Source organism: Actinomycetota bacterium, from assembly GCA_030776625.1.
Classification (GTDB): Bacteria; Actinomycetota; CADDZG01; order CADDZG01; family WHSQ01; genus MB1-2.
Window position 1 is genome coordinate 753,166 of sequence record JALYHL010000001.1, and the last position, 14,151, is coordinate 767,316.

Genomic DNA, 14,151 nt, shown 5'->3' on the forward strand with positions numbered 1-14,151 from the left:
TCTACCTTTACTCTGGCAGCCCCTTGACTTCGAAGACGTCGAGGCCCGGCGCGCCGCTCGCGTAGATGCGGCCGTTGTACCAGTACGCGGACCAGTAGCTGCCCTCCGCGGGATCGAAGTACGCGATCTCTTCCGGTTTCGCCGGATCGCTGAGGTCGAGCACGTTCATACCCGACTGGAACCAGGCGGCGACCAGTAGACGGGTCCCCGGAATGAACCTGAAGTTGTGCGCCGAACAGGTGTAATCGAAAAGCCCGTCGCCGATGGGCGAGCCACGCGGGATGCTGTAGTAGCTCATGAGCTTGGGGTTTGCCGGGTCCGAGATGTCGTAGACCCAGACCGAACCCATGAACCCGTCGCGGCAGTCGTCCACGAACGTCTCCTCGCCGACCGCGAGGAGCTCCCCGTCGGGGCTAGCCTCAGCCGAGTGGTTGAAGCCGGTCAAGGGGTTGAAGATGCTCGACACGACGACTGGTTCGACGGGATCCGAGACGTCCCAGATCTGGGTCATCGTGTCTCCGGCGCAGAAAGCGAGCTTGCTCTTCGCGGTGATCCGGAAGCTCAGATCATGACACCCGGCGATCTTCGGATCGAAGGTTGCGACCACTTTCGGTCTCACGGGGTTCGACACGTCGATGATGTATTCGTCGCCGCCCCCTTCGGCTTCACCCTCGTAGCCCCATCCGCCGGGCGATGCATAGATGAGGTCTTTCCCGGGATAGGCAGTGAGGGTATGGGTGCCCCACGGCTTCTGCGCCACACTGCCGAGCACCTTCGGGCGCTGTGGGTCACGGACGTCGATCATCGTGATACCGCCGGACGGCTTCCCACACAGGTTCCTGTGGTACCCGAGCGCGAGCAGCCCCGGTCGAACGACCGCAACGTCGTTCTGACCGCCGCCGCAGGGGACGAAGGAAAGCTCCTTCGGGACCCGGCCGTCGATGTCGTAGATGTACGCCCCTCCCGCGGCCTCACCGCGTGCATCGCTGCCGTTCCAGCGGCCCATGTACGCATAGCGGCCCGAGAAATCTAGATCGGTAGCGGAATCCCACACAGCGGTGCCGTCCGGCACCGGCAGGCTCGCGACCAGTTTGACGTTGTCGCTCTTGTCCGCCGATGCCTCCGAAGTCGGGCCTGACCGACCGCTGTCACTGCCCGACTGACCCGCAAGCGCCAGGACCTGTGGGACCACGGAAACGACAACGGCAACGGCCGCGGTGACGGCGACACGGCACGATCTATGGATGCTCGATCCGACACGGCTGTCATCCCAGCGAGCGGTATCCAAAACTGCGGAGCTCTTGCGCATCACACCCTCCGTTCTACGCGCTTCGTCGCAGGTGGGCGGGCTGTCCTCGCACTTACGCCGCGAGACCAGGTGCCGGAGCAGCGCGCATCAGTTGCCCACCCCTTCAGGCTGATCTCCGCAGTCAGCGACGTATGGATTTGCCAAACGAGCACCGACTCCTCCCTGCGGCTAGCGAAGGATCCACCGGAACGAAGGCGTGAGGATCGGGGGAACAGGTGTTACTTCACCAGGCCCCTGCGGCTGTGGAGGATTCTGGCCAGATCCGGCGAAAGACCTATCCACGGACGAATCAACAGCAATCAGCTGGAGGAGGAAGCATCGTGAAGCGGGCACTCTGGATCGGCATCACCCTGTGCGTGGCGGCTGCCTCATCGGTTGCCACGGCGGCCCCGGCCCCTAAGGTCGTCATCGAGGACCCCATCGGTGACGCCAACTTCCTGAACGATCAGGGCACCGGAGATGGCTCCTTTGGGGACATCGTCACGCCGGCGGACGTCAGCAGCGTGACGGACTTCGAAGCGATCTCCATCGCGAACGACGCGAAGAACCTCTACATCAACTTCGAGACCGAGGCGGCGGCGCCAGCGACGCAGGGCGTCGGCTACCGGCTGCGGGTGAATCCCGATGGCCCCGGCGGGAGCTACTGCCTGCTCTTCGAGGTCTTCTACCCCGGTGCCACCGATGCTCTGACCGAAGCAGAGGGCCAGCTGCGTGACGTATGTGCCGGGGGCGACCCGGTGAAGCTACAGGTGCTCGGCAACCAGCTCGTCGTACCGCGGAAGGCAAGCAAGGCGCTCGGCAAGGGCAAGACCCTGAAGGCGCCTCAGGCTCACGGATTCATCTACTCCGGAGGCTCGTACCCGGCAGGCGTTGCGGGACCGGTCGCTGACACCACCAAGCCGGGGGCGGACTACAAGCTCGTCAAGTAGCCGGCACAAAACCAAAAAAAACAGAGCCCCTCGCTGCTCGGCGAGGGGCTCTTTCGCGTCACCTACTTGATCAACAACGTGCGACAGCTTCGAGCGAAGCTGCTAGAGCGCGCAGTTTGAGCGACACCAGCATGTGTTCCAGCACCTACCTACCGCCGCGCACCGCTCCAGGCTGCTACTTCTTCGGATCCGCCTCCGGGCCTCCATTGCCTGAGCCGTTGCCGCGCTCGCGGCCCTCGAGGTAACGCCCGATCAGCGCGGTCAGGCTGGAGCCGGTAAAGGATTCCAGCACGGAGTCGAGTTGCTTCACCGTGTTGGCGGTCGTCTGAGTGAGCTTGTTCGCCCCCTGCGTGTCGATGATGGTGATCTCCTTCACATTGCTGATCGGCTCGGCGACCGCCCGAGCGATGTCTGGGAGCCGCGAGATCATCAGCTCGAGGATCGCCGCCTCCTCGTACTCCTTGTATGCGGAGGCTTTTTTCGTCATCGCCTGCGCCTCTGCGTCACCGAGCAGGCGAGTGGCTTCGGCACGCGCCTGCCCCAGCTCTCTCTCCTCGAAGGCCCGTCCGGCAGCAGTCGCCTCGAGCGTCGCCCGCTCGGCTTCAGCGCGGGCGAGCCCAATCTCGCGCTGTTCGAAGGCGCGGCCACCGGCTACGGCCTCGAGGTTTGCGCGCTCCGCTTGGGCCTCCAGAAGCCGCCGGTCGCGAGCGGCTTCGGCCTCGGCCTTCACCCGATACCTCTGCGCCTCGGCCGCCTGCTCACCTGCGTAGCGCTGCGCGTCCGCCGTTCTCCTGATCTCGGCATCCAGCTCCTTGTCGCGGCGGTTCGCCACCAGCTCGGCGACCTTCGTCTCGGTCAGGACGACCTCGCGCCGCGCTTCCGCGTCGGCCAGAGGCTTCGCCTGCTCCGCCCGCGCCTGAGCGGACGCGACCTCCTGAAAGATCGCCTGCTCCTTGAGGCGCGTGACCTTCTCGGACTCCAACACCGCCTGGCGAGCGACCTCTTGCTTCTGACGCGCCTCGCGATTGGAATCGGCCTCGGCTATCTCCGCGTCGCGTCGCACCTCTGCCGCTGCCTTCCGCCCCAGATTTTCGATGTACTGCTCGGAGTCGGCGATCGACTGGATCGTGAATACGTCGATCGCAAGGCCGGTGCCCTGCAGGTCGCCGTTCGCCACCTCTTGAACGCGCGCTGCAAAGACCTCGCGGTCGCGGATCAGCTCGTCCACCGTCAGTTGGCCGATGATCGTTCGAAGCGAACCCTCCATGACGTTGCGCACCATCTCGGGGACCTTGGCTTGGCTGTCCAGGAAGCGCTGCGCGGCCTGGCGAATGGAGTCCTCGTCGTCTGCGATCTTCACGTTGACGATCCCTTCGACGGAGACCGGTACGCCCTGCGTGGTCACGGCGCCCGCCAGCCCAACGGGGATCGACTGGACCTCGAGCGAGATCCGCTTCGCGACGTTGACCAGGGGGTAGACGATGGCTCCTCCACCGACGACGACTCGGATGCCGCCCCGAGAGCGCTTCGACCCGGCGATGATCAAAGCCTCATTGGGCTTGGCTACCTTGTAGCGGCTCGCGGCGAAGGCGAGCACCGCCACGACGACAACGATCAAACCGATGACTATGAAAGGAACCTGTCCCACCGATGCCCCCGTTTCCTAATGCCGCCTAGCGGCGGGCGACCTTGAGCGAGTTCCCGAGAGCCTCACGGACGACGATCTCGTCACCCGAGTGGATCTCTTGCTCGCTTGTTGCTGTGAAGCTACGCGTCATCCCCTCGTGGTGGACCGAAACACGCCCCGTCTTGCCGGGAGCGACCGCTACCGTGCAATGGCCTTCGAGACCTACCAGCTGTGAGGCCGAGAAAGGCTCCGCGGCCTCTTGACGTCCGAGCACCTTGAAGAAGAGGAGAGCCAGGCCGCCGAGGACGAAAGCGGAGGCCAGCCCTACGACGACGGACTTCCCTTCGCTGACCTCCGTTGCCTTGAGCGCGAGCAGCCCGCCGCCACCGAACGCCGCTATCGCGGTGAAAAGAACGGGAGTGGCCGAGACGCCATCGCCGAGATCGAAGTCAAAAACGTCTAGGACGTCACCGAGGAGGATGGAGACCACCAAGAATCCTGTCCCCACCCCGAGCGCTACCCAGTAAGCAAGCTCGAGTCCCATCTTCCGACTGTATCGAAATGACCTGCTGCAGGTGCTCGTCCGCCCTCGCCTCTAGCCGCGAGGCGCTAGGAACAACGACTGCAGGCCGCGCCCGATGACGCCGCCCTCGTCCGAAAGCGTCGAGGTCGCGAGCCCGATGCCCGTGGGCTCGACGGTCGTTCGCGCGTCGAGACAGACCCACTCGCCGCGCGGCAGCCGGTGCAGGTAGACGCTGAGGTCGGGATTGATGAAGACCCACTTCGTGAAGTCGAGAGCCGACGAGATCCCGTTCCCGGAGTCGGCCAGGACCAGCACGCGGCTCAGCGGGCTGATCTCTTCGCCTTCGACGAGTGGGTATCTCATCCGTGCCCAGGTGGCTGCTGGACCGGGTTCGAGGAACCCGCCGCGCACGAAGCTCCACTCCATCGCGTTGAGATAGCTCGTCTCACCTGCGGGGAACGTGTCCGACGCCTCGCCCGCATCCGGTGGGGCCGGCGGAGTGTCTCCATGAACCACCTCGTCGAGCTCGAGCTCGGCCGTCCGGACCGCCCACCCCTGCGCTTTCATCACGACCCCGTCGTCGTCGGACAGCTCCGCAGCCGCGAGGACGACGCTGCGGCCGGGCCGGATCAGTCGCGCGCTCACCCGCAACGACGCGACCGGAACGGGCCGCAAGATCTCGAACGTCGCGCGCACGATCTGCATCTCGGGACGAGCGACTACCCGCTCGAGAGCTCTCCCGAGGAGCGCGGCGGGGGGACCGCCGTGCTGTGAGTCGGGGCTCCAGGGGCCGATCGTCCAGCCGGTGGAGATGAAGCGGTCGTCGCCGTCCGGGACGAAAAAGGCATCAGCCATAGAGGTGGAGGTGCCGCGGACGGCTGTGTCCGATGACGCGACTCAGGAACCGGGCTCCGAGAACAGCGGCGCCATGCGGATCTCCATCGACGCCTGGTCCGCGTCGAGAGCGTCGTTCGTCCACACGATCAGGGCCTCGTCGTAGACGTCGACTGGGGTGTCGGTCTCCTCGATCCACGCCATCAGCGCGTCGCCCCAGCGCTCCTCCAACAACGCCGCGCGCATCTCTTCGAGCCTGGCGGGAGACCGAACCGTCTCCGACGGGAGCTGGGCCACGACCTGAAGCGCCAGCACCCGCGACAGCACCTCGGCGCTTTCCGCCAGGAACACCTTCGGGTCCTCCTCCCGCACGACCGCGTACGCGCCTAGCCGCTGGTTCACGGCCGCGCTCTCAGGAACCATCCGCCTTCGGCAACAGCAAGGTCTCTGCGGGATCGGCTCCGTCGGCGTATGCACGCAGCCGCTCTTGTCCCTCGAGCGACAGCATCTCGATCGCATCGTCGAAGGTGAAGCGGTGGGCGGCGCGCAGAGCCTGCCCACCCGCGCTCGAGTGTCCCGGGAGGTCGGTCGTGAGGAAGACGAGACGGTAGTTCTTCAGCCCCGACGCCTTCAGCACCGACGCCTTACCGAGCGCCTTCCACAAGGTGTCGGTGCGCCGCAGCCCGGCGCGGGTGCTGGTGAACGCGCCGGAGACGTCGAAGAACCAGCGCCGCCCGAGCTTGTCCTTCGCGGAGAAGTTCACCTCGACGCCACCGCGCACGCGGCGGTCCTCTTCGAACTCCTTGAAGCCGCAGTCCCGCAGGACGGCCAGCGCGATCTCCTTGGCCCTCTGGCCTTCTCTGACCGCCCGGCTCTGATACTGCTCGTTCTCGCTTGCCTGCTTTGGAACTGCGGGGATCGAAACACGCCGCGCCGGAGGGCGCTTCGCGGATTCCAGAGCCTCTCTCTCGGCCTCCACCCGCTTGCGCGCCGCGACCACGTAGTCCGCATCGGTGTCGTAGCCGACGAAGTGACGCTCCGAGCGCACCGCGGCGACCGCGGTGGAGCCCGAGCCCATGAATGGATCCAGCACCACGTCGTCTCTATAGGTATAGAGCTGGATCAGCCGCTCCGGGAGCTCGACCGGGAACGGGGCGGGGTGGTTCACCCGCGTCGCGCTCTCCGTCGGGATCTCCCACACGTCGGTGGTCGCCTCCATGAAGTCGTCTTTGAAGATCGAGACCTCGGACGGAAGGTCGCGACGCGCCCGCTCACGGCGCGCCAGCGCCCGGTCGAACCGCCCCTTGGAGGCGACGATCACGCGCTCGGTGAGGTCACGCAGCACGGGGTTCGACGGGCTCTGGAAGGATCCCCACGCGCACGAGCCCGACGCGCCCTGTCCCTTCACCCAGATGATCTCGCCGCGCAGCAACAAACGCAGGCGGTCCTGGAGGATCGTCGTGATGTCCGCCGCCAGGGATCGGTACGGGCGTCGGCCGAGGTTCGCAACGTTGATCGCCATGCGGCCCCCCGGCTCGAGCTTGCGGGCGCACTCGGCGAACACCTCTTCGAGCATCTCGAGGTAGTCGAGGTACGTCGCCGGAACATGACCCTCGCCGAGCGCTTGTTCGTACTCCTTACCGGCGAAGTAAGGCGGGGACGTCACCACGAGCGCTACGGAGTTGTCGGCAAGCTCGGTCATGTTGCGGGAGTCGCCCTGGTAGATCCGGTCCAGCACGTGGGCCGGGTTGACCCGCACCTCGTCGTCGGAGGAGATCTCGGGCAGCGCGAAGCGAGAGTAGAAAGCGCTCGAGTCGTGGCTCTCCCTGCGGCCGACGCCGAACTCGGACGTCGAGGTAGGGCGTCTCTTGCCGGTCACATCCCCTCCTTGATCGCCCTCATCCTAGGGCCGCGGCCATCTCAGATGAAGGTACCCCGGCCCTACGACGGAAACGCGCCGAGCTACGGCTCGCCTACCTCCGGAAGGTCGATGCCGGAGATCTCCACCGCCTCGACCGCGTCCCTGAGCGCCAGCGCGCGATCGATGACGCGCAAGAGGTCGCCCACGTGGAACGAGTGCGAGGAGTGCGCGGCGGTGCTGAGGTCCAGCATGACCTTGCCCTTCTTGAACGACTTCTCGTGCCGTTTGCCCCACCGCTCGTAACGAAGGCGCGGCCCGAGCGTCAGCTCCCAGGGCCCGAATATCAGCCAGCGATGCCCCGGGTAATCGCGGACCACGAGGTAGCCGCCCCCTCCATTCCACACGATGCGGCGGTAGACGGTCTCGTCGAGCACGAAGATGTCCGACGGCGGCACGTCCGGCCACAGCGCCGCGAGTCCCTCGGACGTCGGCTTGATCTTCTCCTTGAGATCGAGCTCGACTCGGCTGTCCGCGTAGTTGAAGGAGAAGTCGAGGCGGTCGAAGTCGTTGGTGCGGTCGATCAGCGCCTCGATGCGGTGGTCCTCGCGCAGGATCGTTGCAAGCCGTGCCTCCCCGGCGCGAGCGGCGTCCAGGTCGCGATCCCAGTCCTCCGCTCTCCTGCCTCGAGCCATGGGATTAATCTACGTCGCCCCCGCAGCGCAGCGGCACCTCCCGACGATCGAGTGCCGACGGGTAAAGGAGGTCTACGCGGCCCCCGCAGACTCGCCGGCTCGGAACTTCCGAAGCTGCGCAGCGGCTTGTTGGCGCACCTGGTTCTTCACGACCGGGGTCCAGCCGAGTGCCACGCCGATGGGTCCAAGAGCCATGCGCGACCAGCGGTAGAAGTCGAAGTCGTCGCGGTGGCTGACGATGAGGCCGTCTCGGAAAGCGAAGGAGGACTCGATCTTGTTGTGCACGCGCCGCCCCGTCTTCGGAAAGTCGTAGATCGCTTCCCACCTAGCCGAGCCGGAGGCATCGTCGACGTGCACGTCGCTGAAGCTGACGTCGAGGTCGTTGCCGCTGGTGCAGAACATCCGCCACATAGTGCGGGCGCCGTCGGCGTCGAGCTGCGGGAAGACCGGATCGCTGAAGGTGCCGTCGTCGGCGTAGCAACGTGCCATCGTCTCGTGGTCGCCCTCAGCGAAGGCCGAATAAAACCGGGTGAGGAGTTCCGCGTTCGGATGCACGCGCTCAACGTATCTCAGGAGCTAAGTGGCAGCCGGAGAGGTCGCCGGAGCGAAGACGTCTGTTCCGGCCGGAAGGAACCTCGCCAGCCGGATCGAGTAGATGGCGGCGGCCCCGGACACGAACGCCATCAACAGGAACAGTTCCGCGCCCCGCCCCGCCCCGAGCAGGAACCCGCCCAGCGCGGGGCCCAACATGTTCCCGATGGACCAGGTGAGGCTGTAGGCAGCGTTGTAGCGACCGCGCAGATCATCGGGAGCGAGATCGTTCACCAGCGCCGGGAGCGCGGCTTGCATGAAGGTCTCGCCCATGGCGAAGATCCCGGACGCCGCGACGAAGAGGAGAACCGCTATGAGGCCTCCGCCGATGCCACCGGCGACCGCGGTCACTACCCAGGCGCCGGCCCACAACACTCCCACCGCCGCCATGGCCCCGGAGCGACGACGGCCGGAAAGGCCCCTCAGGACGACGAGCTGAATCCCGACGATGACGATCGTGTTGACCGCGTACACGATGCCGAGGCCCCGTGTGCTGAGACCCCCCTCCTTCGTTGCGAAGGCGGGGAAGCTCGACTGCAGCTGCGCGTAGCCAACCGTGATCAGCACCACGCTCAAGGCGAAGACGCGCATGAAGGAGGTGTCGCGGAAGAGGCGCTGCCAGCTCTGGAGGCCGGTCTCTTCCGCATCCGAGCGAGCAGGTCGCGGATCGATCTCGACCGCGAATCGCAGGACGGCGACATAGATCACGAACGTAAGCGCATCTATGAGAAACACCGTCATGAAGCTCTGGGGCCGCGACGCGTCGACGAGGAGGCCTCCGATGATGGCGCCCAAGCCGATCCCGGCGTTGAGCAGCGCGAAGTGGACGGAGTAGACGGCCGCGCGCTGCGACGGGTCCACCACAGACGCCATGAACGCGTGAGCAGCGGGCCACATCGAACTGATCGAAACGCCGAAGAGCAGCGCCCACGCGTAGCCCTCCCACAGCGCGTCTACGTAGATGAGCGATCCGGCCGCGATCGCGGCGAGTGACAGCGACAGCATCAACACCTTGCGCGCGCCAACCTTGTCGATCAACCACCCTGTGGTCGGCGCCACGACGAGACCTGCGACCGCGACCGTCGACAGCATCAAGCCTGCCTGCTCGATCGGGAAGCCGCGGGCGTCGCGGAGATAGATCACGAGGAACGGGATGATCATGCCGTTCCCGAGGGCCGAGACCGCGTCGGCGCCGAGGACGATCCACGCCTTGCGGGACAACTGCGGGATGAGCGAGCTCATGGTCTATTTCATATCAGCGCGAGCGCCCGGGCCCCGAGTACCGCAACCGAGGTGACTCCCGGCACGCTTACGCGCGAAACCTGCGTTTAACGCAGCTTTTGTACAAGAGCGATCGGGCGAAGGTTCAGCTCGCGGTCGTGATGTCGTACTTCTCCCGCTGCTGACTCAGACGAGCCTCGAGGGTCTCGCGGATCTGCGCGTCGAGGTCAGGCTTCCATGCCAACAGCGCGTTGAACGACTCCTTCGCCAACACGAGCAGCTCGACGTCTTCCAGTGCCTTGACGTTCTTCGTGTGAGTCGTTTCGCACAACAGCGAGTGCTCGCCGAAGTAATCGCCGGGTGCGATCTGGGCAATCTCGATGTCGGTGTCGTTCACCTCGTCGTAGATCTGGACTCGGCCGGTCAGCACGATGTACAAGGCCTCGCCCGGCGTGCCTTTGCTGAACACGCAGTCTCCCGCCGACCACACGAGGTTCACAGAAGCGCCGAGGATCTCGAGCAGGTCCTCCTCCTCGAGCAGGGCGAAGCCGGGCACCCGCTTCAGCGCCTTCACGAGACTGTGACTAACCGCCACCTCGAGCCTTCCCTCCTATGATCGCCGGCACCGAACCTAATCGCTCCTTCAAGGAGGGTGGATGTCGATCTCAAACGTGCCGGTCAGGATCGCCCAGATCTCGGACATCCACTGCGGCGAGAGCAGCTTCGATCCCGGCGCGCTGGCGGTCGCGATCGAGCGGATCAACGCGATGGAGCCCGACGTCGTGGTGGTCGCGGGTGACCTCACCGCCGCGGGCTACCAGTGGGAGTACGAAGAGGCCGCGAGCTGGCTGGCGAAGATCGAGTACCCCAAGGTCGTCGTGCCGGGCAACCACGACTCACGCAACGTCGGCTACATCCACTTCGAGCATCACTTCGGCGAGCGTTTCTCGCGCTGGCGTCTCGCGTTCGAGCCGGAGCGCGCGAAGAGGCTGGGCGCAACAGGGCTCACGATCGTCGCGGTGGACTCGTCCGAGCCGGACCTGAACGACGGCCGCGTCGGGCGCGAGCACTACCCGTGGATCAAACAGCAGTTCAGCGAGCCCAACGACATCACAGTATTCGTGATCCATCACCACCTCGTGCCGATCCCCGGGACCGGACGCGAGCGCAACATCATCCTGGATGCAGGAGATGTCTTGGCAGAGCTGACGCAGCTAGACATCGACGTGGTTCTGTCGGGTCACAAACACGTGCCGTATTTCTGGGGCGTCAACGGGATGTTGATCTGCAACTCGAGCACCGCCACCACGAAGCGCGTGCGCGGCCTGACACCTCCGTCGTGGAACGAGCTTCAGATCGACGCGTCGACGATCAAGTGCTACACGCACTACCCGGACGGACGCCGCGAGCTGTCGTTGATCTTCAGCCTCAGAACGCGCGAGATGACGCGCGAGGCGTTCTATCTGACAGAAAGGTTCCTCGGTTCGAACCGCTTGCTGATGGACCAGAGGCAAGTGATGGGCTAGCTCCACAGGAGCAGCAGGTTTTTCCTTCCATACACGCGCCTCTATCCGGCATCGACGGGACTCGTTTGGGGGATTCGTCGCGTTCGGTCATTTCCTATGTTGCCTCTGGGTGGAACCGATGCTTTCTGGAGGTAATCGATGGCAAAGAGAGCCACGTGGCTCGCGACCGTTTTGATAGTGGGTTCAATCGCAACGGCACAGCCGGCTTGGGCCGCGCCGTGCTACGAACAGTCTCAGCTCGAAGCGCAAATGGCCGCCGCTACCAACCAGGCTCGGCGCAACGCGGGGCTTCGCGCTCTCGCCGTAGACCCACAGTTGTCACAGGTAGCGGAGGTGCATTCCTATTGGATGGAGCGCCAGAACCGGCTGTATCACTCGAACCGTCTCGGCTGGAAGGTGACCAATTGGGTCTCGCTCGGCGAGAACGTCGGCTACGGAGGATCGATCTCGACGCTCCAACAGATGTTCATGGATTCTCCCGGGCACCGTCAGAACATCCTCGACCCAAACTTCACCTACATCGGTGTGTCGGTGAGACCCGAGGCGGGCCGGCTGTGGGTGACGGTGGTCTTCGAGTCACGATCGAACCCCGGCACCCGCCTCGACATGCGGAGCTGCTGACTACGTAGTCCCCAGGTCGACCTTGAAGACCTCCACGCCGCCGTCGCCTTTGCGCCCGTAATCCGAGGTCCAGATCAACCCGTCGACCCAGTAGGCGCCCCACGCCTTGAAGTCGTCCGCGATGTAGTAGGCGAGCTCCTTCGGCCGCATCGGATCACTCACGTCGAGCACGTTGAGGCCACCCTGGAACCACCCCGTCGCAAGGATCTTCGTGTCCGGTTTGAAGTCGTACATGTGCGCCGTGCACCACTTGTCGTAGGTGGCCCAGAAGCTGGAGACGGCCGCGCCGCGAGAGATGTTGTAGTAGCCCCTCGGCGCGGGCGCTTCCGGGTTCGTCACGTCATAGAACCAGAGTGCCCCCGTGGGGGTGCCGGTGCATGAGTTCACCCCGTGCGCCTCGTCCCCGACGACCAGTAGCTTGCCGTCGTCGCTGAACCCCGCCGAGTGGTTGAAGAACACCTGAGGCGTCGGGATCCGGGCCACCGTCTTCGGCTTCAGCGGATCGCTCACATCCCAGAGCTGCGTCTCCGCGCCTCCGGCACATGCCGCCAGCTTGCGGTCCTTGCGGATGACGAACGCGACGTCGTGACAGCCCAGCCCGTCGGAGGTGAAGGTGTACATCTTCGGCTTGGCCGGGTTCGTCGCGTCGATGATCCGCTCGATGCCCCGCTCCAAGTCACCACAACACCCGTTCGGGGAGCTGTAGATGATCGGCTTGCCGGGATAAGCGGTCATCGTGTGTGACGAAGCGCCCTCGACACCCGACACGATGCGGGGATCGCGCGGGTTGCGAACGTCGATGAAGATGACGGCCCACTCGAAGCCACAGCTCTGGTACACGTCGATCGCGATGAAGCCCGGCTTGACGATCTCGACCTCGGTGCCGCCGAGTCCCAGCGGGCCACAGGTGAAGGTCGACACGACCTCCATCGAGGTCCGGTCGATGATCGAAAGCTGCTCCCCGAAGGCGTAAGCCCAGCGTCCCTGGAAGGCGATCTCCGACACCCAGCCGAGCTTCAGGTCGGCGACCTTCTTGATGTTGTCGCTCTTGTCGGAGGTGGCCGTTGCCGACGCGGGCGCGAGCCCTGCGGTCACGAGGACAGCCACGACAGCGGCCGCGAAGATCTTCTTCATCATCCCTCCACTCTCAGTACGTCGATCCCGCGCTGCATGTCGACGGTGTAGACGACCTCGTCGGTGATCCAGTAAGCCGCGCTCGTGTTAGCTCCCCATCCGAGGAAGTAGCCGATCTCCTCGACCTTCCCGTCCGGCCGCACGTCGAGGAACCGCACGCCGTGGCCGTAGAAGCCGAGGGCGACGGTGCCGCCGTCCCGGAAGCCCGGACTGGGCTCGAACCAGTGGGCGGAACAGCCGTAGAACCCACTGACCGCCGGCTGACCGTCGACATACGTGCCGTTGCCCGGCACCCGCCACTGGCTGAGCGACCTGAAGGTGCGCGTCCGCCGCCAGTTCGACGCGTCCCATACCTCGAAGGCAGCATCGGTCTCGGCGTCACGGGTCTCGCAGCGAAGATGGTCGTACTCGGTTGCGGTCAGGACGAAGTCGTCCTTTCCGCCGCGAGGCCAGATGACGTTGTGGCCGGAGTTCGTGGACAGCTCCGACAGCGCGATCACCTTCGGCCGGGCGATGTCGCGGCGGATGTCGAGGAGAAACATCGGCGTGCTGGCGGTGAGGACCAAGCCCGGCCGCACCTCGGTCACGTCGTGGATGAACGTGTCCTTTGGCAGGACGTCCGTCCAGCGCTGCTTCAGCATCGGGGGCGCCCGGATCGCGCAGGTCGTAGATGCCTCCGCCGACCGAGCCGTAGGCCCACTTGCACTCGAACAGGCACTCGTAGGTGTGGTCACCGCCGCCGGGGATCGTCGCGATCACCTTCGGCTTGCTCTTGTCGCGGACATCGACGACGGTGAGATCGGCGTATTCCTGTCTCCCCCAGTACGTGAAGGGAAAGCTGCGTTGCGAGAGCAGCGCGATCTTGCCGTTCGTAGCGATGTCCTCGTTCTCCCAGAAGTGCGGCGCCGGAAGGTGCCCGACGAGCTGTGGATCCTCGGGGTTCGAGACATCGAAGATCAGGAGTCCCTGGCCGTTGACCGTGACGTAGAAGTAGTCGCCGACGAGACGACCTCCCTCCGCGAAGCCGGCCGCAAAGGGCACGTTGCGTAACCAGGTGACGTTGTCCGACGACACTCCACCGGGGCTGGGAGCGGCCGCGGCAGGAGCGGCGACCGCCAGCGCCAGCAGCAAGGCGAGGTAAGAACGGCTCTTGCCGATAAAGAGCGACCGCGTCTTCGCGATCGCGTGTAGGACCAGCACTGCGGACCTCCTGCGCACCCCACCCCTCCGTTCATCCTGCGCTGGTGCCGGTGGAGGGACCCTCCCCCCCGTGCCCGCGAGGC

At 65.3% G+C, this 14,151-nt stretch carries 16 protein-coding genes; 4 read left to right on the forward strand and 12 right to left on the reverse strand.

The window, feature by feature from the left end; genetic code table 11:
- Positions 1-7: 7 nt before the first annotated feature.
- Positions 8-1,309, reverse strand: coding sequence for a hypothetical protein (locus M3N53_03640; protein ID MDP9067430.1), 1,302 nt, complete (start codon positions 1,307-1,309; stop codon positions 8-10).
- 320 nt (positions 1,310-1,629) lie between these two features.
- On the opposite strand from M3N53_03640, the gene M3N53_03645 reads away from it, so the two are divergent.
- A complete protein-coding gene (locus M3N53_03645) occupies positions 1,630-2,238 on the forward strand; it encodes a hypothetical protein (GenBank protein MDP9067431.1) in 609 nt (202 codons plus the stop codon).
- Positions 2,239-2,413: 175 nt separating this feature from the next.
- On the opposite strand, the gene M3N53_03650 is transcribed toward M3N53_03645, so the two are convergent.
- The 9 genes from M3N53_03650 to M3N53_03690 all read right to left on the reverse strand — a co-directional run bounded on the left by M3N53_03650 (position 2,414) and on the right by M3N53_03690 (position 10,182).
- The gene (locus tag M3N53_03650; GenBank protein ID MDP9067432.1) at positions 2,414-3,886 is read right to left on the reverse strand and encodes an SPFH domain-containing protein; all 1,473 of its coding nucleotides are present in this window, start codon (positions 3,884-3,886) and stop codon (positions 2,414-2,416) included.
- A gap of 25 nt (positions 3,887-3,911) precedes the next feature.
- Positions 3,912-4,409, reverse strand: a complete 498-nt coding sequence (locus M3N53_03655) for a hypothetical protein (GenBank protein ID MDP9067433.1) — start codon at positions 4,407-4,409, stop codon at positions 3,912-3,914.
- A gap of 51 nt (positions 4,410-4,460) precedes the next feature.
- The gene (locus M3N53_03660; protein MDP9067434.1) at positions 4,461-5,243 is read right to left on the reverse strand and encodes a thioesterase family protein; all 783 of its coding nucleotides are present in this window, start codon (positions 5,241-5,243) and stop codon (positions 4,461-4,463) included.
- A 42-nt stretch (positions 5,244-5,285) separates the two neighbouring features.
- Positions 5,286-5,645 carry a hypothetical protein gene (locus M3N53_03665; protein MDP9067435.1) on the reverse strand — a complete coding sequence of 120 codons (360 nt, stop codon included), beginning with the start codon at positions 5,643-5,645 and terminating at the stop codon, positions 5,286-5,288.
- On the reverse strand, positions 5,635-7,101 hold the full coding sequence (locus tag M3N53_03670) for a site-specific DNA-methyltransferase (GenBank protein MDP9067436.1): 1,467 nt from the start codon (positions 7,099-7,101) through the stop codon (positions 5,635-5,637). Before M3N53_03670 ends, M3N53_03665 begins: the two co-directional genes overlap by 11 nt.
- Positions 7,102-7,184: 83 nt before the next feature.
- Positions 7,185-7,775 carry a hypothetical protein gene (locus tag M3N53_03675; GenBank protein ID MDP9067437.1) on the reverse strand — a complete coding sequence of 197 codons (591 nt, stop codon included), beginning with the start codon at positions 7,773-7,775 and terminating at the stop codon, positions 7,185-7,187.
- 72 nt (positions 7,776-7,847) lie between these two features.
- Entirely contained in the window at positions 7,848-8,330 is a 483-nt protein-coding gene (locus M3N53_03680; protein MDP9067438.1) for a nuclear transport factor 2 family protein, read from the reverse strand.
- A gap of 21 nt (positions 8,331-8,351) precedes the next feature.
- The gene (locus M3N53_03685; GenBank protein ID MDP9067439.1) at positions 8,352-9,608 is read right to left on the reverse strand and encodes an MFS transporter; all 1,257 of its coding nucleotides are present in this window, start codon (positions 9,606-9,608) and stop codon (positions 8,352-8,354) included.
- A 124-nt stretch (positions 9,609-9,732) separates the two neighbouring features.
- Positions 9,733-10,182, reverse strand: a complete 450-nt coding sequence (locus M3N53_03690; GenBank protein MDP9067440.1) for a cyclic nucleotide-binding domain-containing protein — start codon at positions 10,180-10,182, stop codon at positions 9,733-9,735.
- 61 nt (positions 10,183-10,243) lie between these two features.
- Here M3N53_03690 and M3N53_03695 point away from each other — a divergent pair, with 61 nt between their 5' ends.
- Both M3N53_03695 and M3N53_03700 read left to right on the forward strand, forming a co-directional pair.
- On the forward strand, positions 10,244-11,113 hold the full coding sequence (locus tag M3N53_03695; protein ID MDP9067441.1) for a metallophosphoesterase: 870 nt from the start codon (positions 10,244-10,246) through the stop codon (positions 11,111-11,113).
- A gap of 138 nt (positions 11,114-11,251) precedes the next feature.
- Positions 11,252-11,734 carry a CAP domain-containing protein gene (locus M3N53_03700; GenBank protein ID MDP9067442.1) on the forward strand — a complete coding sequence of 161 codons (483 nt, stop codon included), beginning with the start codon at positions 11,252-11,254 and terminating at the stop codon, positions 11,732-11,734.
- Here the strand turns inward: M3N53_03700 and M3N53_03705 are convergent, their stop codons facing one another.
- Both M3N53_03705 and M3N53_03710 read right to left on the reverse strand, forming a co-directional pair.
- Positions 11,735-12,871, reverse strand: a complete 1,137-nt coding sequence (locus M3N53_03705; GenBank protein MDP9067443.1) for a hypothetical protein — start codon at positions 12,869-12,871, stop codon at positions 11,735-11,737.
- Positions 12,868-13,434, reverse strand: coding sequence for a hypothetical protein (locus tag M3N53_03710; GenBank protein ID MDP9067444.1), 567 nt, complete (start codon positions 13,432-13,434; stop codon positions 12,868-12,870). Before M3N53_03710 ends, M3N53_03705 begins: the two co-directional genes overlap by 4 nt.
- Between M3N53_03710 and M3N53_03715 the strand changes: the two genes are divergently transcribed.
- Entirely contained in the window at positions 13,415-13,918 is a 504-nt protein-coding gene (locus tag M3N53_03715) for a hypothetical protein (GenBank protein MDP9067445.1), read from the forward strand. The two genes, M3N53_03710 and M3N53_03715, sit on opposite strands and share 20 nt — an antisense overlap.
- Positions 13,919-14,151: the final 233 nt, after the last annotated feature.